General features: G+C 69.9%; 18 protein-coding genes and 1 pseudogene. 15 read left to right on the top strand and 4 right to left on the bottom strand.

All coding sequences use genetic code 11. From position 1 onward, the window contains the following. Positions 1-37 precede the first annotated feature (37 nt). Positions 38-2,149, top strand: coding sequence for a S46 family peptidase (locus tag BLU84_RS05725; RefSeq protein WP_170849112.1), 2,112 nt, complete (start codon positions 38-40; stop codon positions 2,147-2,149). 68 nt (positions 2,150-2,217) lie between these two features. On the opposite strand, the gene BLU84_RS05720 is transcribed toward BLU84_RS05725, so the two are convergent. The 3 genes from BLU84_RS05720 to BLU84_RS05710 form a co-directional block, all read right to left on the bottom strand. Then, positions 2,218-2,451, bottom strand: coding sequence for a DUF6289 family protein (locus BLU84_RS05720; RefSeq protein ID WP_139174712.1), 234 nt, complete (start codon positions 2,449-2,451; stop codon positions 2,218-2,220). Positions 2,452-2,676: 225 nt separating this feature from the next. Next, on the bottom strand, positions 2,677-2,904 hold the full coding sequence (locus BLU84_RS05715) for a DUF6289 family protein (protein ID WP_074863871.1): 228 nt from the start codon (positions 2,902-2,904) through the stop codon (positions 2,677-2,679). A gap of 309 nt (positions 2,905-3,213) precedes the next feature. Next, positions 3,214-3,429, bottom strand: a complete 216-nt coding sequence (locus BLU84_RS05710) for a hypothetical protein (protein WP_074863868.1) — start codon at positions 3,427-3,429, stop codon at positions 3,214-3,216. A gap of 580 nt (positions 3,430-4,009) precedes the next feature. Between BLU84_RS05710 and serA the strand changes: the two genes are divergently transcribed. From serA to BLU84_RS05650, 14 genes and pseudogenes are all read left to right on the top strand, one after another. Next, positions 4,010-5,572 (top strand): phosphoglycerate dehydrogenase, encoded by a 1,563-nt coding sequence (gene serA, locus BLU84_RS05705; RefSeq protein ID WP_074863863.1) that lies wholly within the window; start codon positions 4,010-4,012, stop codon positions 5,570-5,572. 4 nt (positions 5,573-5,576) lie between these two features. Further along, on the top strand, positions 5,577-6,221 hold the full coding sequence (locus tag BLU84_RS05700) for a histidine phosphatase family protein (protein ID WP_074863860.1): 645 nt from the start codon (positions 5,577-5,579) through the stop codon (positions 6,219-6,221). 221 nt (positions 6,222-6,442) lie between these two features. Next, positions 6,443-7,330 carry a TonB family protein gene (locus BLU84_RS05695; RefSeq protein ID WP_170849097.1) on the top strand — a complete coding sequence of 296 codons (888 nt, stop codon included), beginning with the start codon at positions 6,443-6,445 and terminating at the stop codon, positions 7,328-7,330. A gap of 91 nt (positions 7,331-7,421) precedes the next feature. Then, positions 7,422-8,426 carry an energy transducer TonB gene (locus tag BLU84_RS05690; protein WP_170849096.1) on the top strand — a complete coding sequence of 335 codons (1,005 nt, stop codon included), beginning with the start codon at positions 7,422-7,424 and terminating at the stop codon, positions 8,424-8,426. A 205-nt stretch (positions 8,427-8,631) separates the two neighbouring features. Next, positions 8,632-9,897 carry a bifunctional tetrahydrofolate synthase/dihydrofolate synthase gene (gene folC, locus BLU84_RS05685; protein WP_074863854.1) on the top strand — a complete coding sequence of 422 codons (1,266 nt, stop codon included), beginning with the start codon at positions 8,632-8,634 and terminating at the stop codon, positions 9,895-9,897. A 41-nt stretch (positions 9,898-9,938) separates the two neighbouring features. Beyond that, complete coding sequence (locus BLU84_RS28275; protein ID WP_484502531.1) at positions 9,939-10,169, top strand: DUF6053 domain-containing protein; 231 nt, start codon at positions 9,939-9,941, stop codon at positions 10,167-10,169. A 6-nt stretch (positions 10,170-10,175) separates the two neighbouring features. Continuing rightward, positions 10,176-11,237, top strand: coding sequence for an SPOR domain-containing protein (locus tag BLU84_RS05680; RefSeq protein WP_074863851.1), 1,062 nt, complete (start codon positions 10,176-10,178; stop codon positions 11,235-11,237). A 71-nt stretch (positions 11,238-11,308) separates the two neighbouring features. Then, a complete protein-coding gene (locus BLU84_RS05675; RefSeq protein WP_074863849.1) occupies positions 11,309-12,199 on the top strand; it encodes a CvpA family protein in 891 nt (296 codons plus the stop codon). 299 nt (positions 12,200-12,498) lie between these two features. Then, a complete protein-coding gene (gene purF / locus BLU84_RS05670) occupies positions 12,499-13,968 on the top strand; it encodes an amidophosphoribosyltransferase (RefSeq protein WP_074863847.1) in 1,470 nt (489 codons plus the stop codon). A 283-nt stretch (positions 13,969-14,251) separates the two neighbouring features. Further along, on the top strand, positions 14,252-15,076 hold the full coding sequence (locus BLU84_RS05665) for a ferritin-like domain-containing protein (protein ID WP_074863845.1): 825 nt from the start codon (positions 14,252-14,254) through the stop codon (positions 15,074-15,076). 27 nt (positions 15,077-15,103) lie between these two features. Further along, a pseudogene (locus BLU84_RS28270) lies at positions 15,104-15,169 on the top strand (DUF6053 domain-containing protein); the annotation flags it as partial. 135 nt (positions 15,170-15,304) lie between these two features. Then, entirely contained in the window at positions 15,305-17,755 is a 2,451-nt protein-coding gene (locus tag BLU84_RS05660; protein WP_074863842.1) for a S9 family peptidase, read from the top strand. 139 nt (positions 17,756-17,894) lie between these two features. Continuing rightward, positions 17,895-18,563, top strand: a complete 669-nt coding sequence (locus tag BLU84_RS05655) for a hypothetical protein (protein ID WP_074863839.1) — start codon at positions 17,895-17,897, stop codon at positions 18,561-18,563. 297 nt (positions 18,564-18,860) lie between these two features. Then, a complete protein-coding gene (locus tag BLU84_RS05650; protein WP_074863836.1) occupies positions 18,861-21,119 on the top strand; it encodes a TonB-dependent receptor in 2,259 nt (752 codons plus the stop codon). A gap of 316 nt (positions 21,120-21,435) precedes the next feature. On the opposite strand, the gene lpxH is transcribed toward BLU84_RS05650, so the two are convergent. Next, positions 21,436-22,170 (bottom strand): UDP-2,3-diacylglucosamine diphosphatase, encoded by a 735-nt coding sequence (gene lpxH, locus BLU84_RS05645; RefSeq protein WP_074863834.1) that lies wholly within the window; start codon positions 22,168-22,170, stop codon positions 21,436-21,438. Between the last annotated feature and the right edge of the window lie 18 nt (positions 22,171-22,188).

Genomic DNA, 22,188 nt, shown 5'->3' with positions numbered 1-22,188 from the left:
CCTGGCCTGGCACGGCGCGGCGCGCGCGGTGGAAGGCATGTGGATGCCCTCGCAACTGGCCGAGCTGACGCCGGCGCTCAAGCAATCGGGCCTGCGCGCGACGCCCAAGCAACTGGCGCAATGGGCCGATCCCAAGGGCGACCCGCTCGGCGCGGTGGTGCCGCTGGGCGGCTGCACCGCCAGCTTCGTCTCGTCCAAGGGCTTGCTGCTGACCAATCACCACTGCGCGCTCGGCGCGATCGCGCTCAATTCCACCGGCCAGCGCAATCTGCTGCGCGACGGCTTCAAGACCGGCACCAACAACGAGGAAGTCTCGGCCGGGCCGAACGCGCGCATCTATGTGCTCGACTCGGTCCAGGACGTGACCGCGAAGGTGCAGTCCGCGCTCGCCGCCGCCGCCGATCCGACCGCGCGCATGGCCGCGCTGGACGCGCTGGAAAAGCAGCTGGTCGGCGAATGCGAGCGCACGCCCGGCTACGGTTGCCGGCTGTACAGCTACTTCGGCGGCAATCGCTTCGAGCTGCAGCGCAGCCTGGAAATCCGCGATCTGCGCCTGGTCTACGCGCCGCCGGAAGGCATCGCCAACTTCGGCGGCGAGAACGACAACTGGATGTGGCCGCGCCACACCGGCGATTTCGCCTTCTACCGCGCCTACGTCGGCAAGGACGGACGGCCGGCGCCGTATGCGATCGACAATATTCCGTATCAGCCCAAGCGCTGGCTCAAGATCGCCGACAGGCCGCTGGGCGCGGGCGATTTCGTCGTGCTCGCCGGCTTCCCGTCGCTGACCAACCGCTACGCCATGGCCGACGATTTCCAGGCCAACGCCGAGTGGACCTATCCGACCGTGGCCGCGCACTACAAGCGCCTGGCCGCGCTGGTCGAGGCCGAGAGCCGCAAGAATCCGCAAACCCAGACCAAGTACGCGGCCACCGTGCGCGGCTGGCTCGGCGCGGCCAAGAACTACGAAAGCCAGATCGAGAGCTTCCGCCGCGCCGGCACTGCGCAGCTCAAGCGCAACGAAGAGAACGAGCTGCTGCAATGGCTGCGCGGCAAGGGCGCGGCCGGGCAGCCGGCGCTGGACGCGCATGCGCGTCTGGTCGAGTTGGGCAACCAGGCGCGCGCCGAGCGCGACCGCGACCTGATCCTCGGCCAGCTCGCCGCCACCGGCGCGTTGTGGAACGCCGCCCAGCTCTATCGCGGCGCGGTCGAGCGGGCCAAGCCCGACGCGCAGCGCGAGAGCGGTTTCCACGACAACGAGCGCACGGTATTCGAAAACGGCTTCAAGCAGTTCGACCGGCGCAGCGATGTGCGCGTGGACCGGCAGATTCTCAATTACTGGCTGCACGAATACGTCAAGCTGAGCAAGGAACACCGCGTCGCCGCGATCGACCAGTGGCTGGACGGCGACGACGAAAAGGCGATCAAGCGCGCGCTCGATCGGGTCGGCAAGTCGCGCATGCTCGGCGTGGAGCAGCGCGCCGGTTGGCTCAACGCCGATCGCGCCTCGTTCGAGAGCAAGGACGCGCTCAAGGACGGCGCACTGGCGTTCGCGGTGGCGGCGATGCCGACGCTGCTGCAGATGGAACAGGAAATCCGCACCCGCGCCGGCGAGACCTTGGCTGCGCGTCCGCTCTACCTCAAAGCGCTGGCGGATTTCCGCAAAAGCGTCGGCCGCGCCGCGTATCCCGACGCCAACGGCTCGCTGCGCCTGAGCTACGGCACGGTGACCGCGTATACCAAGGACAACGGCGCGCGCCAATTGCCGTTCACTCGGGTCGAGGAAATCGCCGCGCGCCACAGCGGCGCCGCGCCGTTCGCCGCGCCGCAGCCGCTGCTCGGCGCGATCTCGGCCAAGCGCTTCGGCGCGCTGGCCGACAAGCGCCTGGAATCGGTGCCGGTCAACTTCCTGTCCGATCTGGACATCACCGGCGGCAATTCCGGCTCGCCGGTGCTCGACGGCCAGGGCAAGCTGGCCGGCATCGCCTTCGACAGCAACTGGGAATCGGTGAGCGCCAGCTGGCTGTTCGATCCGGCCGCGACGCGCACGATCTCGGTCGATCAGCGCTATATCCGCTGGATCATGCAGGAAGCGTTCCCGGCGCCGCGGTTGCTGGCCGAGATGGGCGTGCCGGCGTCGGCCAAGTAACGGCGCGTCTGCGCCGAAAAACTCCGCGGCGCGTGGCGCTGCGCCGCGGAGGGTTCACGACAACGACATCAATCGCGCGGCGGCGGGCAGGTCATATGCCCGCTGCTGTACTTGGCGGTGCGCGCGCCCGACTCGCTGTACACGCCGGCGCAGCTCAGTTCGGCCTGGCCGACCACGTTGCCGGCGGCGTCGTAGTAGAAGTAGAACTCGCCGATTTCGTCCGGGCCCGGCGGGCGGGCGAGGGCGGCGGTAGCGACCAGGGCGGCGGTCAGGCCGAGGCCGAGGGCGAAAGACTTGCGCATGACGAACTCCTGATTGGCAGTGCGGAAGATGGACATCCGCGCGCGAGGCGCGAATGGTGGCGGGATCTTCGACGCGCGGTGCGCGGCTCGCATCGGGACGTCGCTCTCGTCGGAGCGGGTCGTGCGCTGCGTGGGTCGGTTCGATCGCGGTGCGGTGGTGCTGCGATGTGCTTCAGACGATAGCGGTCGCGACGGTTGCGGATGCGCGGTCGCGCGCCGCGACGATCACGGCTCGGGATCGCACAGGTAGTAGCCCACGCCGTAGTTCTTGGTGAACTTGCCCCAGGATTCGGGCGTGCCGTTGCAGTGGATCGACGATTGGCCGACCACCGCGCCGGCGTCGTCGTAGTAGGTGTAGATCTGGCCGGGACCGGTCGGGCCGATCGCCGCCATCGCGGCGCCGGCCACGGCGATCGCCGCCAGGCCCAGCCCCAGAGCGAAATGCTTGCGCATGGTGAGAGTCTCTCTTCGATGTGCCGGCGATGCGCCGGCGCAGCAAAGCTATGCCTCGCGAGCCGTTCGCTCACGTGACAACTAACACCAAAATTTCGGTTTGTGACGCGCATCGTGCGATGCGCGAGGGTGTCATACGGGGTAGTGCCAATTGGTCGTAGCTGCGGCGTTGTCCGATGCGGTGGCGCAGCGCTGCGCATCGACGCAGCGGTTTGTGGGGCGGCGCAATGCGAGGCCGCATCGATCCGCGGCGAAAACAGCAACGGCGGGGTCGCCCCCGCCGTTGCGCCGCCGCGATGCTCGCTGCGATCAGTTCTGGCAGAACCAGAAACCCTTTTCGTAATCGTCGGTGACCTCGCCCCACTGGCTGAGGTTGTTCTCGCAGTCGCGCGATTCCACGCCGACCATTTCGCCGTTGCGGTAGTAAACCGCGTACTCGCCGGGGCCGACGTAAGTCGCCACGGCCGCGCCGGCGAACAGACTCAGGCTCAGGCCGAGGGTCAGAACGAGTTTCTTCTTGCTCATGTGGCTCTCCTTGTCGTGATGAGATCGCCGGATCGAGTCGCGGCGTGGTGCGTCTGCGCGGACACAGGAGAGCGGGGCGATGGCGCGCGCTCGGCGCGATGTCGGACCGGGCGGAGCGTGCGAATGGTGCGCGTGAGGCCTCGCCCTGGCCGGATCGTGTCCCTGGTCTCCGGCGGTCGCGCCGGCGGCGGCGGCCGTGCTTCGGCCGATCGCCAGGCAGCTTAGGAACGCCCGTCGCGGGCGCACAAGGCACCGCGAACTGGCAAATCCGACAGGCCGTTGCGGCCGTCCGTTCGTGCGCGAGCGGCCGCGTTCGTGACCCAGTCGCCGACTGCGCACGCGCCGCTTGCAATGCGCGCGCGGCCTGCCGTAGGCTGCGCGGGCAGTCGCGGATTCCCATGCCAGCCGGCCCCGTCTCCCGACCCGTGTCAGAAAGCCGCCCACAGGCGGCGCCGCCCCAGGCGGTCCCGGTTCCCGGCCCTCGACGGCCCGCGGCCCCGGTGCACCCCAGGCGATCTTTCCCGCAGTGCCGGCTCGCAAGCGTTTCCTCGTCTGATCCCCTCACGACCTGGAGCTTGCGATGAAAGTACTGGCCTGCGATGGCATCCACGAAGACGGTTTGGCCCTGTTCCGCGAAGCGGGCTGGGACGTCGTGGTGTCCGACCCGATCAAGGATCCCGCCGCGCTCGCCGATGCGCTCAAGGGCGTCGACGCGATCCTGGTGCGCTCGGCGACCAAGGTGCCGGCCGAGGCGCTGGCCGACGCCGCGCAACTGCGCGTGATCGGCCGCGCCGGCGCCGGCGTCGACACCATCGACGTGGAAGCCGCGACCGAGCGCGGCATCGCGGTGATGAACGCGCCCGACGGCAACACGCTCGCCGCCGCGGAGCACGCGATCTCGCTGCTGTTCGCGCTGGCCCGCCACATCCCGCGCGCCGACGCCGGCATGAAGGCCGGGCAATGGCCGAAGAACGGCCTCACCGGCTTCGAACTGGAAGGCAAGAAGCTCGGCGTGATCGGCCTGGGCCGGATCGGCGGCACGGTCGCGCGCAAGGCCCAGGGCATCGGCATGGAAGTGGCCGCGCACGACCCGTTCCTGCCCGCGTCCGCCGCCGGCAAGGGCAGCGTGCCGCTGAAGACGCTGGAGGAACTGCTGGCCTGGGCCGACATCGTCACCCTGCACATCCCGCGCACCAAGGAAACCACCAACCTGCTGTCGGAAGCGAGCATGCGCTCGATGAAGAAGGGCGCCTACCTGATCAACGCCGCGCGCGGCGGCCTGGTCGACGAGGCCGCGCTGCTGGCGCTGGTCGAGGAAGGCCATATCGCCGGCGCCGCGCTGGATACCTTCGTCACCGAACCGCTGCCGGCCGATTCGCCGCTGCGCGACAACCCCAAGCTGATCCTGACCCCGCACCTGGGCGCGTCCACCAGCGAAGCGCAGCAGGCGGTGAGCACGATCCTGGCGCGGCAGATCATCGACTTCGTCGCCACCGGCGCGGTCGCCGGCTGCGTCAACCTGCCGCCGCTGACCGCCGAAGCCGCGCGCGAAGTCGGCCCGTGGATGCCGCTGATGTCGGCGCTGGGCCGCCTCGCCGCGCGCCTGGTGCCGGCGCCCACGCGTCTGGAAATCACCTACGCCGGGCGCACCGAAGCGCTCGACACGCGGCCGTTGTCGCGCTTGCTGGTAGCAGCGTTGCTCGGCACCGCGTCGGGCCGGGTCACCCCGGTCAACGCATTGCAGGAAGCCGCCGCGCGCGGGCTCATCGTGTCGGAAACCCTCGGCGGCAACGGCGATGGGTTCGACCGCCTGCTCAAGCTGCGCGTGGTCGGTGAGAACCGCACCCGCGAGATCGAGGCGACCTTGCATCGCGGCCCGCGCGTGGTCCGCCTGGACGGGGTGGAGATCGAATTCGACCCGCAGGCGCACGTGCTGCTGCTGCGCAACGAGGACCGCCCCGGCATGATCGGCGTGGTCGGCTCCACCCTCGGCGCGGCCGGCGTCAACATCGTCAATTTCGCTCTCGGTGCGGCCGGCGACGGCCAGGCGCGCGCGGCGATCACCGTCGACCGTCCGGTCAACGACGAGCAACTGGCGGCGCTGCGCGCGACCCCGGGCATCCTCTCGCTGGCGCAGGTGTAAGCGCATGCGCATCCTGCTCGCCCGTCACGGAGAAACCCCCTGGAACGCCGAAGGCCGCTACCAGGGACAGGAAGACATCGCGCTGTCGCCGGTCGGCGAAGGCCAGGCGCGCGCGTTGGCCGCGCGCCTGCGCGAAGTGCCGATCACCCGCGCGGTGGCCTCGCCGCTGTCGCGCGCGCGCCGCACCGCCGAGCTCGCGCTCGGCGAGGAGCGCGCGTCGATGCTCAAGCTCGACCCGGGCCTGATGGAAATCGCCCACGGCACCTGGGAAGGCCTGCTCGCCAGCGAAATCCGCGAGCGCGACGGCGACCGCCTGCGCGCCTGGCGCGACACCCCGCACGAGGTGCTGATGCCCGGCGGCGAATCGATCGTGCACGTGCTCGACCGCGCCTGGCCCGCGTTCGCGCGCGCCTGCGAAGGCCTGAAAGACGACGACACCTTGCTGGTGGTCGCCCACGACGCGGTCAACCGGGTGCTGCTGTGCAAGATCCTCGGCATCCCGCTGGCGAAGTTGTGGACGTTCCGGCAGGCGCCGACCACGCTCAATCTGCTCGAAGGCGATCACGTGGACCGGCTCGAAGTGGTGCGGCTCAACGATTGCAGCCATCACACCGCGTTGTTCGGCGAGGCGGTGCATCGGGCGTTGTGAACGCGCGCAGCCGCGCCGACTCGGCCGCGCGCCGCACCGCAACGACGCGCGGCGTCGCGGCCGATTCGCGCTGGGGCGTCGATATGCTCCAATAACCCCGCGCGCCGCAGGACGCGGCGCCTTCAGGGGGCAACATGATCGATCCACGCGTTCTCGCGCGCGCCACGGCTGCAGTCGTGGCGTTGGCGCTGTCTGCCGGCGTTTGCGTACAGGCGCAGCCGGTGACCCTGGTACGCGATCCCGGCACGCCGACGGCGAGCCAGCTGTCGCGGATCCAGGCCAATCCGTTTCAAGTCGGCCCGCCCGGATCGCGGCCGTCTTCGTCGCCGTCCGAGCCGTGCGCGCCGCCGCCGGCGACGCCCCGGCAGCCGCCGGTGTATCCGCCAGAGATGAAGGGCCAGCCCGCGCCGCCGGCGCTGGTGCTGGTGCTGTCGCTGGATCACTGCGGCCAGGTCACCCAGGTGCACGTCGAGCACAGCACCGGTGTGGCCGCGTTCGATCAATCCGGCATCGATGCGGCCAAGACCTGGCGGCTGAGTCCCGAAATCAAGGACGGCAAGCCGGTGCCGTCGCGGGTGCGGGTGCCGATCCAGTTCCAGGACGATTCGGCCGCAGCCGCCGCCGCGCCGTCTGCCGCCGCCGCAGGCGGCAAGGGCAAGCTGCCCAGCGTCGAGGCGATGTACGCGGGCTGGAAGCGCATGCAGGTGCCCAAGGCCGCGCTGAACGCCGACGGCACGATGCCCGGCTATCTGCCCGATCCGCAGCCGATGCGCGGCGGTTTCGACGAAATCCTGCGCCAGCTCAAAAGCGAACGGCGGCTGGAATCGCAGGAGGGCGGCGTCGACCGTTACGTCAGCGACGACGTCTTCGATATTTCCAACTGGGACGTATTCGAACGCGGCTTCGTGTTCTCGCCGGCGATCGTGCGCATGCGCCTGGTGAGCGACGGCGAGAAGGCGTTCTGGGTGACCAGTTCGATCTGTGCGGCGCGCGCGCCGGACGGCGATTGCGCCAAGCTCGAAGAGTTCCTGCGCGTGTCGGCCAAACCGCAGACGCCGAAACCGCCGCCGCCGTCGCCGCCGCCGGGTTTGCGCGACGGCAAGCGCTGAGCTTGGCCCGATGGGCGAGCGGCCGATCGATGCCGTATGGCTGTGTTCCAATAGCCGCCGCCGCGGGACGCGGCGCGATTGGCGGGGCATTGTGAAACCACTGCGTATCGTGTTGACCACCTGGCTCGCTACGGCCGCGTGCGCGTTCGCACCGAGCGCCTCGGCGCAGACAGTGCTGCCCGGCGAAGGCGGGGCGATGCCGGCGGACTGCCCGCCCGGCGTCGCCACGCGCGCGGCGCCGGCGTTTCCGCTCGAGATCTACGGCGCGTCCGGCACCGCCACGCTGGTGCTGGACCTCGACCGTTGCGGCGTGGTCCAGCAGATATGGATCGAACGCGATTCGGGCTATACCGCGTTCGATCTCGCCGCGATCGATGCCGCGCGCAGCTGGCGGCTCACGCCGGAATTGCGCGCTGGCGTCGCGGTGCCATCGCGGGCGCGGGTGCCGGTCGATTTCCAGGCGCCGAGCGCGCGCGAGTTCGTCGAATATCAGGCCAAGGCGCAGATCGAATGGGACCAACTGTGGCCCTTGCTGCAAGTGCCCGCGGTCCCCGCCGCGCGCGACGGCAGCCTCGACGGTTATCAGCCCGATCCGTTGTCGATGCAGCCGGGCACAGCGCAGGCCTTGAGTGCGCGCGTGCGCGCCGAAGGCCGGCCGATTCCCGGCGGCGTGCTGGGCTGGCCGGCGTATCAGCTGACTGAGGCGGGGCAGCGTTTCCGCTGGCTGCTGACCATCGCCGGCGACGCCGCCGCACCGGCGCTGGTGCGCCAGCGCCTGGTCAGCGACGGCGAAAAATCGTTCTGGGCCAGCCGCACGCTGTGCGACGGCGACGCGGCGGCCTGCGCCAAGTGGGAGAAGCAACTGCGACGCTGGCCGCGGCAGCAGCCTGGCCAGCCGTTGCCGAAAGAGTTGCCGGTGAACGTGCCGGCGCCGGATCGGCAGCCGCAACTGCGTCCGATCGGCCCGCAGCCGGGCGGCGCCGCGCCGGCGGACGCGGACGATGCGCCCCGGCCGGTGTGGCGACGCACGCCGGCGCCGGCGGATTCCGGGCGTGGCGATTCCGGGCGAAGCCGGAAATCCACCGAACCGGCCTAGCGCCATCGCAGCATTGCGTAGCGACGAAAACGCGATGGTTCGTGTCCGAGTGTAGGAGCGGCGCAAGCCGCGACCGCGAATTCGCAACTACGACGGGCCGACGCAATAGCTGCGTTTTCGCGGTCGCGACTCGCGTCGCTCCTACAGGGGGCGTTCCGCGGCGGCTTGCGTCGCCCGATGCGCCCAGATCGGCGACAATAGCCGCATGCAAACCCGCTCCCTCGCCGACTGGCTCTCCTACATCGAACGCATCCACCCCAAGTCCATCGACATGGGGCTCGAGCGCATCCGCGAAGTCCATCAGCGCCTGGGCTTGACCTGCCCCGGCCGCGAGGTGGTCACCGTCGGCGGCACCAACGGCAAGGGCTCCACGGTCGCCTTCATCGAGGCCATCGCCCGTGCCGACGGGCGCCGGGTCGGCGCCTACACCTCGCCGCACCTGTTGGCCTACAACGAGCGCATCCGCATCGACGGCGCGGATGCGGCCGATGCCGACATCGTCGAAGCGTTCGAGGCCATCGAGGCCGCGCGCGGCGAGACCGCGCTGACCTATTTCGAATACGGCACCCTGGCCGCGCTGTGGCTGTTCGAGCGCGCCGGGCTGGATCTGGCGATCCTGGAAGTGGGCCTGGGCGGGCGGCTGGACGCGACCAACCTCGTCGATGCCGACGTGGCGGTGATCACCACGGTCGACCTCGACCATCAGGACTACCTCGGCGACGACCGCGAGAGCATCGGCTTCGAGAAGGCCGGCATCGCCCGCGGCTTCAAGCCGCTGGTGCTCGGCGACGACGATCCGCCGTCGAGCGTGTTGCGCCATGCGTATCTGATCGGCGCTTCGGCGGTGCGCGCGGGCTGCGATTTCTTCTTCGCCCCGGCGGCGGACGACGCGGCGCGCTGGAGCTGGCGCGAGGTCGGTTACGAGGCCGAACTGCCGCGCCCGGCCCTGGCCGCGCCGGTGCAGATGCGCAACGCCGCGGTGGCGATCGCCGCGCTGCGCGCGCTGGAGACGGCGCCGAGCGAGGCGGCGCTGGCCAAGGGCGTGACGCAGGCGCGCGTGGCCGGCCGCTTGCAGCGGTTCGAACGCGGCGGCGCCGAGATCCTGGTCGACGTCGGCCACAACCCGCAGGCCGCGCGCGAACTGGCCGCATGGCTCGACGCGCAGCCGCCGCGGCCGACCCGTGCGGTGTTCGCCGCGCTCGGCGACAAGGACGCGGCCGGCGTGGTCGCGGCCCTGGGCGAGCGCATCGACGCCTGGCATCTGGCCGGCCTGAGCGGCCCGCGCGGGGTGACGGTGGACGCGTTCGCGCAGCGCTTGAGCGACACCGCCGCCGCAGCCGGGCAGCGCCACGCCAGCGTCGCCGAGGCTCTGGCCGCGGCGCGCGCGGCGGCGGGCGAGGGCGAACGCATTCTGGTGTTCGGCTCGTTCCATACCGCGGCCGAGGCCTTGCAGGCGCTCGCCGACGAGTAAGCCCGTCGCCGGCCTTTCAGCCGCGAAAGCGCGATGCGCTTGTGGGAGGGCCTTCAGGCCCGATGCTTTCCTGTCAGGTCGAGGCGATCGGGCAGGAAAGCATCGGGCCTGAAGGCTCTCCCACCCACATCAGCGGCCTGTTTTCATCCCGCAAACGCACCCGATGCGCAGCGCGTTTTTCTGAACGCCTAACCGGACCGCGCCGCCGGTCCCCGGCCGGGGTGCCGGCCGGAGGTATAATTCGCACGGCACCCCGGCCAGCGAGCGACTGAGTAGCGATGGAACCTGCCCTGAAACAGCGATTGATCGGTGCGTTGGTGTTGATCGCACTGGCGGTGATCTTCCTGCCCATGCTGATCAAGGGCCCGGCGCCCGAAAGCGGCGCCTCCGATGTGCCGCTGACCCTGCCCGACCAGCCGCAGGGCGGTCAGACCGAAACCCGCGAGCTGCCCCTGGTGACCCCGGGCGATGCGCCTTCGAGCGGCATGGTCGGCATGGAACGTCCGCAGCCCGAGCCCAACGGCGCCGCGCCGGCCGGCAACGGCCAGACCCTGCCGACGGTGGACACCGCCGCCGGCCGCCAGGGCATGCAGCCGGCCGCCACCGCCGGCGGCGATTACGCGGTGAGCTTCGGCAGCTACGCCAGCGCCGGCGACGCCGACCGGGTCATCGCCGCGCTGCAGGGCGCGCGCCTGCCGGGCTATCAGGAAACCGCGGCCGGCGCCAACGGCCGCACCGTCTACCGCGTGCGCATCGGCCCGTTCGCGACCCAGGCCGACGCCGAAGCCGCGCGCCTGAATTCGACCAAGGTGCGCAACGACATCAACGCCAAGGTGGTCGTGCTCAACGCCGCCGACCTGGCCTCGGGCCCGGCGCCTGCGCCGGCCAAGCCAACCAAGCCCGCGGCGCTCCCGCCGGAGCTCCCCAAGCCCGCGAAGCCCGAACCAGCCAAACCGGTCGCGGCCAAGCCGGCTGAAACCAAGCCGGCCGAAACCAAGCCCACCGCCAAGCCGGCCGAAACCAAGCCGGTCGCCGCAGCCAAGCCCGAGCCTGCCAAACCCGCTCCCGCCAAGCCCGAACCGGCCAAGCCCGCCGCCGCCGGCACCGGCTTCGCGGTCCAGCTCGGCGCCTTCGGCAACGCCGAGGAAGCCAACAAACTGCGCGACCGCGCCCGCGCGGCCGGTTTCAGCGCATTCGTCGAACAGGTCCGCACCGACAAGGGCACGCTCAACCGCGTGCGCATCGGTCCGGTGGTCAATCGCGCCGACGCCGACAAGCTCAAGGGCCAGGTCGCGGCCAAGCTCGGCATCGGCGACGCGCTGGTCAAGCCGCACCCGTGACCCACGGGCGCGACGCGACCGCAACCGGCTGCCAGGCGACGGCGGCCGCAAACGCTAGGGAGTAAGGCGAAATGACGGCTCTGGACTGGGGCTTGCTGCTGATCGTGGCGCTGTCGGCCCTGTTGGGCATGGCGCGCGGCCTGATCGGCGTGGCGGTATCGCTGGGGGCCTGGCTGCTGGCCGGGCTGGGCGCGTTCCTGTTCGGCGGCGAAGTCGCCCGCGGGCTCAGCGACAGCGGCGTGAGCTGGGGTTCCTACATCGGCGGCTACACCCTGTGCTTCGCCGCGATCTGGCTCACCGTGAGCATCCTGGGCTGGGTGATCCGCACCGTCGCCCACTCCTACGGCCTGTCGGAGATGGACCGGCTGATGGGCCTGGGCCTGGGCACCCTGCGCGGGCTGATCTTCGCCTGCGCGCTGCTGGTGGTGCTGGCCATGAGCACGCTGCCGCGCGAGCGCACCTGGCGCGAGTCGAGCGTGGCCAAGCTGCTGATGCCGGGCGCCCACCTCATGCGCAGCGCGCTGCCCGACGCGATCGCGCGCAAGGTCGACCTGGAAGGCCGCGGCGGCTCGCTGCAGGAGACCGTGCAGGCCGAGGCCGGGCAGGTCGAAAAGAACCTCAAGGGCAAGATGAAGTCGACCGGCAGCGGCCTGACCGGCGGTTTCGGCGGCCTGCCCAATCCGCTGGGCGGGTTGTCCGGCGGGCAGGGTATGGGCGGCGACCCGGCCCAGGTGCAGCCCGAGGCCTTGCCCGAACCGCAGTCGCGCTCGCGCGGCGGCGGCGGCGGTGTCGGCGGGTTCACCGATCTGCTCCCCGGCGCTATGCGCGATCTGTTGCCGCAGCAGGCGCCGCCGGCCCGTCACGGCGACGGCGCACGCGCGCCGCGCGGCGCCGAAGCCGGCCGGATCCGCGACGATGGCCGCCCGGTCGACGCCAACAACGACGACGCCTACGTGCGCTGAGACGCCGGCGCGCGCCCCGGCGGCGCGCGCGGCGGCTTGCAAACCCGCGCCCGCGCCGCCATGTGCGGGCATACCTAACCCGCTGTTTCGCGTCCGCGTTCGCCGCCATCACTGCATTGGCGGCCGCCTCGGGCGATAATCGCCGCCGCGACGCGCGCCCGGTCGCGCGCCGCGATCGTCGTTTCGGCCGGCCTGCGGATCGCAGCCCCGGCCGCGACCCGCCCGGCGCCGCGGCCCACCACGGCGGCTTCACGACTCATCACGCGTCCCCACGCGACACGACAGGCAGGACCAGCGCTATGTGCGGCATTCTCGGAATCGTCGGCAACACGGATGTCGCCGCTCAGCTCTACGACGGACTCACGGTGCTGCAGCATCGCGGCCAGGACGCGGCCGGCATCGCCACCGCCGACGGCGCGCGCCTGCGCGTGCACAAGGGCAACGGCCTGGTCAGCGACGTGTTCGACGAGGCCTCCATGCGCCTGCTCGAAGGCCGCGTCGGCATCGGCCACTGCCGCTATCCCACCGCCGGCAGCGAAGGCTCCGACGAGGCCCAGCCGTTCTACGTCAACTCGCCGTTCGGCATCGCGCTGGCCCACAACGGCAACCTGATCAACACCGACACCTTGCGCCGCGAGGTGTTCGAGCAGGATCGCCGCAACGTCAACACCGAGTCCGACTCGGAAGTGCTGCTCAACGTGTTCGCGCACGAGCTCGACCGCCAGCGCGCGCTGACCCCGGAGGCTGCGTTCGCTGCGATCGAGGGCGTGCACCGCCGCTGCATCGGCGGCTACGCAGTGGTCGCCACCGTGCTCGGCCTGGGCCTGGTCGCGTTCCGCGACCCGCATGGCATCCGCCCGCTGGTGCTGGGCAAGCGCCGCAGCGGCGGCCAGGACGAATACGCCATCGCCTCCGAATCGGTGGCGCTGGACCTGCTCGGCTTCGAGCGCGTGCGCGACGTGCGCCCGGGCGAGGGCATCGTGGTCACCGCGCGCGGCGAGCTGTTCACCAAGCAGTGCGCGGAAGTGCGCACGCACACCCCGTGCATCTTCGAATACGTCTACTTCGCCCGTCCCGACTCGATGATGGACGACGTCTCGGTGCACAAGGCGCGCATGCGCATGGGCCAGACCCTGGGCGAGAAGATCCTGCGCCTGCGTCCGGACCACGACATCGACGTGGTCATCCCGATTCCCGACACCTCGCGCGACTCGGCCCTGGAAATCGCCAACACCCTGGGCGTGAAGTACCGCGAAGGCTTCATCAAGAACCGCTACGTCGGCCGCACCTTCATCATGCCGGGGCAGGGCGAGCGGGCCAAATCGGTACGGCGCAAGCTCAACCCGATTCCGCTGGAGTTCCGCAACCGCGTGGTGCTGCTGGTGGACGACTCGATCGTGCGCGGCACCACCTCGCGCCAGATCGTGCAGATGGCGCGCGACGCCGGCGCGCGCAAGGTTTATCTCGCTTCGGCGGCGCCGGCGGTGCGGCATCCGAACATCTACGGCATCGACATGCCCTCGGCCGAGGAACTGGTCGCGCACGGCCGCACCGACGATCAGGTGCAGGAACTGCTGGGCTGCGACTGGCTGATCTACCAGGATCTGGACGCGCTGGAGCAGGCGGTGTCCGGGCCCAAGCACCGCATCGACCATTTCGATTCGTCCTGCTTCAACGGCGAATACGTGACCGGCGTGGAGCCGGGCTATTTCGAACGTATCCAGCAGATGCGCTCGGACGACGCCAAGAAGACCCGCCGCGCTTCGTGAGCGCGGCGCGGCTTTCGTCTCGGCTTACGCCGCCGCGTCCGCCACATCCGCCGTATCCGCGCTAGATCCCGGGCTTCGGATACCCCCCAACCCCGTCATTCCGGCGAAAGCCGGAATCCATTTTGATCTTGCTGTTGCTGTTGCTGTCGCCAAGCGCAAGCGCAAGCGCACAAGCAAAATCAAAATGGATTCCGGCTTTCGCCGGAATGACGGGGGATGAAGCGAGCGAGGCGATCTCGCGAGCCCGCGTCGTCGCCCTCCGCCCAAGCCCGCCGCTGCCCGCATGATCGCCACCCCAGCCACCCTGTTCGACGCCGCCCGTGCCTGCCTCGACGCCGCCACGCCGCAGGCCAAGGTCGAACTGACCTTCGCCTGCGCGCAGGCGTTCGCGCGCGGCGAACTGGCGACGCCAGCCGATGCGCCGGCGCCCGAGCCGATCCGCATGCCCGGCCGGCCGACCAAGCCGGCATTGGTGCATCCGCGCGAACTGCCCAAGCGCGGCTTCGGCACCGCAGAAGGCCGCGCCGCCTTCGTCCACGCCATCGCCCACATCGAGTTCAACGCCATCGACCTGGGCTGGGACGCGGTCTACCGCTTCCGCGGCCTGCCGGCGCAGTTCTATGCCGACTGGGTCGGCGTGGCCAACGACGAGGCGCGCCATTTCCAGCTGCTGCGCGGCCGCCTGCAGGCGCTGGGTTACGACTACGGCGATTTCGATGCCCACAACGGCCTGTGGGAAATGGCCGAGAAGACCGCCCATGACGGCCTGGCGCGCATGGCGCTGGTGCCGCGGGTGCTGGAAGCGCGCGGGCTCGACGTGACCCCGGGCATGATCGTCAAGCTGCGCTCGATCGGCGACACCGCCACCGTCGCGATCCTGGAAACCATCCTGCGCGAGGAAGTCGGCCACGTCGCCGCCGGCTCGCGCTGGTTCCGCTGGTATTGCGAGCGCGCCGGCGTCGATCCGCATCCGCGCTTCCGCGAGCTGCTGGCCGAGTACGCCCGCGCGGTGTTGTACGGGCCGTTCAATTTCCCGGCGCGCAGCGAGGCCGGCTTCGACGACGAAGAGCTGCGCATGCTCGAGGCTTTCGCCGGCCCGCGCGACTGACCCGCTTTTGCTTTTGTAGGAGGGACTTCAGTCCCGACGCTTTCGGCTCAGATCGCCGCGAGCGGGCACAACAGCATCGGGACTGAAATCCCTCCAACAAAAGCGCCCACAAAAAAACACATCTGCGCGCGCTCGCTGCGCCGCATCACGCCGCCACCCTCGCGCGCAAAGCGCCGCCCCGGCGGATATGCCAAGGTCGCCCTTCCACAGACCAGGAAGGGGGACGCTGTGAGACCGACGATTCCGCTGTTCGCCGCATCGCTGTTGGCCTGCGCGCCGTTGCACGCGCCGGCCGCCGGCCCCGGCGCGGACGATTACGCCCGCGCCGAGAAAGTGCTGGACTACAACCTCAAGGGCAAAGTGCGCAACGCCACGGTCGACCCGAACTGGCTCGCCGACGGCCGCTTCTGGTATCGCCGCGATGGCGCGGCCGGCGCCGAGTATGTGTTGATCGATCCGGCCAAGCGCAGCCGCGAGCCGTTGTTCGATCCGGCGCGTCTGCGCGCGGCGTTGGCCGCCGCTACGAACGCGCCTGCGACCGACGCCGCCTTGGCGCCGGTGTCCGTGCGGATCGAAAACGGCGCGCTGCACGCGCGCTTCGTCGCCGGCGCGACGACGTGGTCGTGCGATCTGTCGGCGTACAACTGCAAAACTTCCACTGTGGCCGCGGCCGATCCGCTGTGGCTGCCGTCGCCCGACGGCGAGCGCGCCTTGCTGGTGCGCGAGCACAACCTGTGGCTGCGCGACCTGCGCAGCGGCGGCGAACGCCAGCTCACCCGCGACGGCGAAGCGCATTACGGCTATGGCGTGCTGCCGGATTTCGCCCTGCACGCGGTGCCGCGGCAGCAGGGCAAATGGAAGACCCCGCCGATGACGGTGAGCTGGTCGCCCGACGGCAAGCGCGTGTTCGGCACCCGCTACGACGAGCGCAAGGTCAAACCCTATCCGATGGTGGCGATGGCGCCGGACGACGGCTGGCGGCCCAAGGTCTACGACATTCGCCTGGGCTTGCTGGGCGAGGCGGATGCCGCGCGCGACGAGTGGTACTCCATCGATGTCGCGGCCGCCAAGGTGCGCCGCATCGCGATCCCGGCCGGTTGGAACCACGCGATCGAATCCGATGTGCTGGGCTGGTCGGCCGACGGCCGCCGCGTGTACGCGCCGATCGCGCGCTACGACCGCCCGGCGCGGATGCAGCTGACCGAGATCGACCTCGACAGCGGCAACACCCGCGCGCTGCTGGAAGAACGCTCCGACACCCGCATCCAGCTCAACGATTTCCTCTACAGCCGCCCGGCGGTAGCGGTGCTCGGCGCGCGCAAGCAGATCGTGTGGTTCTCCGAGCGCGACGGTTGGGGCCATCTCTATCTTTACGGTCTGGACGACGGACGCCTGGTCCGCCGCATCACCTCGGGGCCGTGGCTGGTGCGCGACGTCGTCGGCGTCGACGAAAAACGCGGGGAGCTGTTGTTCACCGCCGGCGGACGCGAGCCCGGCGATCCGTATCAGCGCCGGCTGTACCGGGTGTCGCTCGACGGCGGCGAGCCGACCTTGCTGACGCCGGAAGCGGCCGACCACGCCATCGAGACCGGCGCCAGCGCGATCCTCGGCGGCCCGCCGAACGCTCCGCTCTCGCCCGACAGCGCTTATGTGGTCGACAGCTATTCCACCCTCGACGCCGCGCCGCGCACGGTGCTGCGCTCCACCCGCGACGGCGCGGTGGCGATGGAGCTCGAACGCGCCGACGACAGCGCGGTGCGCGCCGCCGGCTGGGTGCCGCCGCAGCGGCTCAAGTTCACCGCCGCGGACGGCCGCAGCGAGATCTGGGCCACGGCCTATTTCCCGCCGGACTACGCCAAGGACAAGGCCAAGCCCAAGCAGTACCCGGTGATCGACGCGTTCTACGGGGGGCCGCAGATCAACAACGCGCCGGTCGACTTCGTCGACGCCGCGGCCACCACCAATCCGATCTCGCGCTCGGCTCTGGCGCGGCTGGGCTTCGTGGTGATCACCATCGACGCGCGCGGCACGCCGGGCCGCTCGCAGGCGTTCCACGACGTCAGCTTCGGCGACTTCGCCGATCCGCAGATCGACGACCATGTCGCGGCGATCGAGCAACTCGCGCAGCGTTTTCCCGGCATCGACCTCGGCCGCGTCGGCGTCTACGGCCATTCCTTCGGCGGCTACGTCTCCACCCGGGCGATGCTGCACCGGCCGGATGTCTACAAGGTCGCGGTGTCCTCGGCCGGCCCGCACAACTACCAGGGCATGTACGGCGGCGGTGTCAACGGCCTGGAACGGCTGCTCGCCGGGCCGCCGGACTACGGCGACGGCCGCCGCGTCCAGCCTACGCCCGGCGCGGTGCCGAACAACTATCGTCCGCTCGACAACGCGGCGCTGGCCGACAAGCTGCAGGGCAAGCTGATGCTGGTGATCGGCGATCTCGACGAGAACGCGCTGCCGGCGGTGACCCTGCAGTTCTCCGCGGCGCTGATCCGAGCCAACAAGGACTTCGACCTGCTGTACCTGCCGAACCAGAACCACGAGCTGTTCCGCAACGACGCGTATTACACGAGGCGGATGTGGGATTACTTCGTCGAGCATCTGGGCGGGCACAAGCCGCCGGCGGGGTACAAGCTGGCGCCGCCACCGGGCAAGCCGACCGGGCAGGCGTTCTGATGTGCGGGCGCCGGCGTCGCATCCGGGCAGGTGTCCGGGTGCGTCGCCGGCGAGCCGTTCCTGGCATCGCCTGCTTGCGCGATACTGCCGCTGCCGTATCGGCAGCGGCGGCCCCATCAAGGACGAACCGGAACAACGGATGGACGCGCAGCGCAACGAATCGATCGTCGGACCTTCCTTCCTGCGCGAACGCGCCTGGCGCAAGTTCGCGCGCGATGCTCTGTGGGCGCTGGCCTTGATGTGCTGCGTGGCCGGCGCGGCCGTGGCGCGACAGCGGCAGTATGTGGCCGAGAGCTTCGCCAAGGGCGACTTCGTCGCCAGGGTCTATGACCAAAGCAAGAGAGCGACCAAGAGCGACTCCGGCTCCACGGTTTACGATCAAAGCGAACTGGTACGCGCTTACGGCCCAGGCTGGGTCTCGGTGGAAAACGGCATGCAGTACCGCTGGTACCGCGACGCCGGGTCGGATCGCTGGCTGCGGTTGGCCAGCGACATGGATGCGGCGCCGTTCTATCGCATCATCGATGAAATGCTGGTGCTGTCCTTCGGCCCGCCGCGCGCGGTGGCCGGGAGGACCGAATCGCTGGCCGCAGTGGAGTTGTTCGGCGTGACGCTGGGCAGCCCCGCCGACGCTGCGGTCAAGGCGGCGAAAAGCCGGCACTGGCTGCGTCGCGGCCCGATGCGGCTGCTGGGACAGCGAGTCGAGGAAATCGAATTCCTCACGCGTGGGCGGGACGACGGCATGATTTATCGCTACTACTTGCGCGAAGGAAAAGTCGTCGGATTGTCGGTCGGCGTCACCGAGTAGACGCGTCTGCGCGCCGTCAGACGGCTGCATGACGTGTAAACGTATACGCCCGCGCGCCGCCATTTCGCCGGCCAACGACGATAGACAACGTCACACAGCGCCGAATCTTGCGACCGCGCCTGCGCCGGCGATGACACCCCGCGCACACGATCCGCGCCGAATCCATCAAATGACGCCGATCTGAAATACGCCTTTCACACGTCCAGAACAGACTTCCGGCCTTCGCTCCTTGCCGCCCGGAGCGAATGACGCGAGGGATCGCGCCAGTGGCGGTCCCCCATAAAAATCGGAAGTCCCATGACGACGAAGACGACGCTCCTCGCCGCCTCGATCCTGCTGTGCCTGCATGCGGGCCACACCTTCGCCGCCGAAGCGCCTGCGGCCGATGCCGCGCCCGCCGACGCCACCGCCGATGCCGGCCGCGACGCCACCACGCTCGACGCGGTGTCGGTGGTCGGCACCGGCCAGACCCGCCAGGTGCAGGCGCTGGGCCGCGCCGAACTGCAGCGCGAAGCCGCCGGCACCAACCCGCTCAAGGTGATGGCCAAGCTGCCGGGCGTGCACTTCCAGAGCTCCGATCCGTGGGGCAATTACGAGTGGTCGAGCAAGCTCAGCATCCGCGGCTTCTCGCAGCAGCAGCTCGGCTTCACCCTCGACGGCGTGCCGCTGGGCGACATGAGCTACGGCAACCACAACGGCCTGCACATCGGCCGCGCGATCACCTCCGAGAACCTGTCCGGCGCCGAGCTGTCGCAGGGTTCGGGCGCGATCGACACCGCGTCGTCGGGCAACCTCGGCGGCACCTTGCGTTTCTTCAGCTCCGATCCGGCTTCCGAGTTCGGCGTGCGCCTGGCCCAGACCCTGGGCAGCGATTCGACCAGCCGCAGCTTCGTGCGCCTGGACACCGGCGACCACAACGGCTTCAGCGCGTATCTGAGCGGCGTCTACCACACCACCGACAAGTGGAAGGGCGACGGCCCGCAGCGCGGCACCCAGTTCAACGGCAAGTTCGTCTACGCCGGCGAAGACTTCAAGATCACCGGTTACGCCGACTCCTCGCGCCGCCGCGAAACCGACTACGCGGATTTGTCGCTGGAATCGGCCAAGCGTCTGGGCATGGACTGGGACAACTACGCCAAGGACTGGCAGCGCGCCATCGACGCGGCCAACGGCGTGTTCCGCGGCGGCGTCACCAGCCTGGACGATGCCTACTACATCGCCCGCGGCGTGCGCGACGACGATCTGGTGTATCTGAGCGCCGAGTGGAACGCCTCGCCCGACGTGACCCTGGCGGCCACCGTCTACTACCACACCAACGAAGGCCAGGGCCATTGGGCCACGCCGTATTCGAAGTCGCCGACGGTGCCGTTGCGCATGCGCACCACCGAATACGACATCGAGCGCACCGGCTTCATGCCGAGCCTGAGCTGGCAGCTCGGCAACCACCGCCTGCAGGCCGGCCTGTGGCTGGAGAAGAACGACCACGGCGTGCAGCGCAATTTCTACGACCTCAAGGCGACCGAGCCGCCGAACGACATCTTCTTCTACCGCAACCCGTCCGAGCGCGTGTTCCGCCAGCGCTTCGACACCGACACGCGCATGTACTACGTGCTCGACCACATGGAGTTCGCCGACGGCCGCCTGGCCGTGGACGCGGGCTTCAAGGGCCTGCGCGTGGAGACCGACGGCAAGACCCTGATCGGCGGCGCCAGCCGCGCCAGCGGCAAGCTGGTGTCGGAAGACAACTTCCTGCCGCAGCTGGGCGCGCGCTGGCAGCTCAGCGAGCACGAGGAAATCTTCGGCTCCTACAGCGAGAACCTGTCGGCGTTCCGCACCGGCGTCAACGGTCCGCATTCGACCTCGCAGGCGGCGTTCAACGCGGCGGTGGGTTCGCTGGAACCGGAAAGCTCCAAGACCTTCGAAGCCGGCCTGCGCACCAGCCGCGACCAGATCGAAGCCTCGGTGGCGGTGTACCGGGTCAACTTCGAGAACCGCCTGCTGGCGATCGCGCGTTGCGCCGGCATCGTCGGCTGCGCGTCGAGCTTCGCCAACGTCGGCGATGTGGAAAGCCGCGGCGCCGAGATCACCGTGCAGTGGAAGCCGATCGCCGGGCTGACCTGGTATCACTCGTTGGCGTTCAACGATTCGCAGTACGAGTCGGATTATCTCGACGGCACCACCCTGGTGCGCACCCGCGGCAAGCAGGTGGTCGACGCGCCCAAGCGCCTGTACGCGACCGAGCTGCGCTGGGAGCGAGACGGCCTGTCGCTGCAACTGGGCGCCAAGTACACCGACAAGCGCTACCTGACCTACCTCAACGACTCCAAGGTCGACGGGTTCTGGGTGGTCGACGCGTCGGCGTCGTACGAGTGGAAGCAGCTGTCCTGGGCCGATGCGTTCAAGCTGCAGTTGAACGCGACCAATCTGTTCGACAAGGAATACTTCGGCAGCATCGGCACCAACGGCTTCGTCGCCTCGGATCCGAAGGGCCTGAATTACACCTTGCAGTCGGGCGCGCCGCGGCAGCTGTTCGTGACGGCGGAAGTGAAGTTCTGATCGAAGTGGTCCGCGCCCGCGAGGGCGCCGGACAAACGAACGCCCGCGTTGCCGCGGGCGTTCGTTTTTGTGGCGGACGCATCGAACGCGGGGCGTAGCGACTGCAGGAGCGGCGCGAGCCGCGACCGCGACACCGCCGATACGAGGCAACCGGCTACCCCGCGGTCGCGGCTCGCGCCGCTCCTACAGGTAGGCCATGCGGGTTTTTGAGCGAATTGATGCGGCCGTTCGCGAATGCCGGACGCAGCCCCTGTAGGAGCGGCGCAAGCCGCGACCGCGGCACCGCACACACGACGCAACCGGCTATCCCGCCGAATCAGTCCAGCGTCTGCAGGCGCATGCCGTCGCGATCCACTCGCAGCACCGAACCCTGCTCGTACCAATCGCCGAGCACCACGCGCTTGCGCGGGCGGCCGCCGGCGTCGAGCGCGTGGATCGCAGGGCGATGGGTGTGGCCGTGGATCATCGTGTCCACGCCGTAGCGCACGAAGGTTTCCTCGACCGTGACCGGGGCGACGTCGGTGATGGTTTCCATGCGCCCGGCGTCCTTGAGCCCGGCCTGGTGCGCCTTGCTCGCCGCGCGCGCCTGCTGGGCGAAGGCGAGGCGGGCGGCCAGCGGCTGGGCCAGGAACTGGGCCTGCCACAGCGGGTGGCGGGTCTGGGCGCGGAACTGCTGGTAGGCGACATCGTCGGTGCACAGCAGGTCGCCGTGGCCGATCAGCACCGGCTGGCCGTACAGCACGATCACGCTCGGATCCGGCAGCAGGCGCATGCCGGCGCGCGCAGCGTAGTCGCGGCCGAGCAGGAAGTCGCGGTTGCCGCGGATGAAATGCACCGGCACGCCCGAATCGGCCAGCGCCTTGAGTTCGCGCGCGACGAAGGCGCCGGTCTCGGCCGGGTCGTCGTCGCCGACCCAGGCCTCGAACAGGTCGCCCAGGATGTACAGCGCGTCGGCGCCGCGGGCTTCGTCGCGGACGAAACGGCCGAACAGCTCGGTGATCTGCGGGCGTTCGGCGTCCAGGTGCAGGTCGGAGATGAAGAGCGTGGTCATCGGCCTAGTTTATGGCGT

It is taken from the genome of Lysobacter enzymogenes (assembly GCF_900106525.1).
In the GTDB taxonomy this organism is placed as follows: Bacteria; Pseudomonadota; Gammaproteobacteria; order Xanthomonadales; family Xanthomonadaceae; genus Lysobacter; species Lysobacter enzymogenes.
The sequence above is the reverse complement of the archived record's forward strand: the minus strand, read 5'-3'. Positions and strand labels throughout refer to the sequence as shown.

Coding starts and splice junctions, on each gene's coding strand:
- BLU84_RS05680 (WP_074863851.1), top strand. CDS start 10,176: ATGGAACCTGCCCTGAAACAGCGATTGATCGGTGCGTTGGTGTTGATC.
- BLU84_RS05710 (WP_074863868.1), bottom strand. CDS start 3,429: ATGAGCAAGAAGAAACTCGTTCTGACCCTCGGCCTGAGCCTGAGTCTG.
- BLU84_RS05715 (WP_074863871.1), bottom strand. CDS start 2,904: ATGCGCAAGCATTTCGCTCTGGGGCTGGGCCTGGCGGCGATCGCCGTG.
- serA (WP_074863863.1), top strand. CDS start 4,010: ATGAAAGTACTGGCCTGCGATGGCATCCACGAAGACGGTTTGGCCCTG.
- BLU84_RS05665 (WP_074863845.1), top strand. CDS start 14,252: ATGATCGCCACCCCAGCCACCCTGTTCGACGCCGCCCGTGCCTGCCTC.
- BLU84_RS05700 (WP_074863860.1), top strand. CDS start 5,577: ATGCGCATCCTGCTCGCCCGTCACGGAGAAACCCCCTGGAACGCCGAA.
- BLU84_RS05720 (WP_139174712.1), bottom strand. CDS start 2,451: ATGCGCAAGTCTTTCGCCCTCGGCCTCGGCCTGACCGCCGCCCTGGTC.
- purF (WP_074863847.1), top strand. CDS start 12,499: ATGTGCGGCATTCTCGGAATCGTCGGCAACACGGATGTCGCCGCTCAG.
- BLU84_RS05650 (WP_074863836.1), top strand. CDS start 18,861: ATGACGACGAAGACGACGCTCCTCGCCGCCTCGATCCTGCTGTGCCTG.
- BLU84_RS05725 (WP_170849112.1), top strand. CDS start 38: ATGTGGATGCCCTCGCAACTGGCCGAGCTGACGCCGGCGCTCAAGCAA.
- folC (WP_074863854.1), top strand. CDS start 8,632: ATGCAAACCCGCTCCCTCGCCGACTGGCTCTCCTACATCGAACGCATC.
- BLU84_RS05675 (WP_074863849.1), top strand. CDS start 11,309: ATGACGGCTCTGGACTGGGGCTTGCTGCTGATCGTGGCGCTGTCGGCC.
- lpxH (WP_074863834.1), bottom strand. CDS start 22,170: ATGACCACGCTCTTCATCTCCGACCTGCACCTGGACGCCGAACGCCCG.
- BLU84_RS05655 (WP_074863839.1), top strand. CDS start 17,895: ATGGACGCGCAGCGCAACGAATCGATCGTCGGACCTTCCTTCCTGCGC.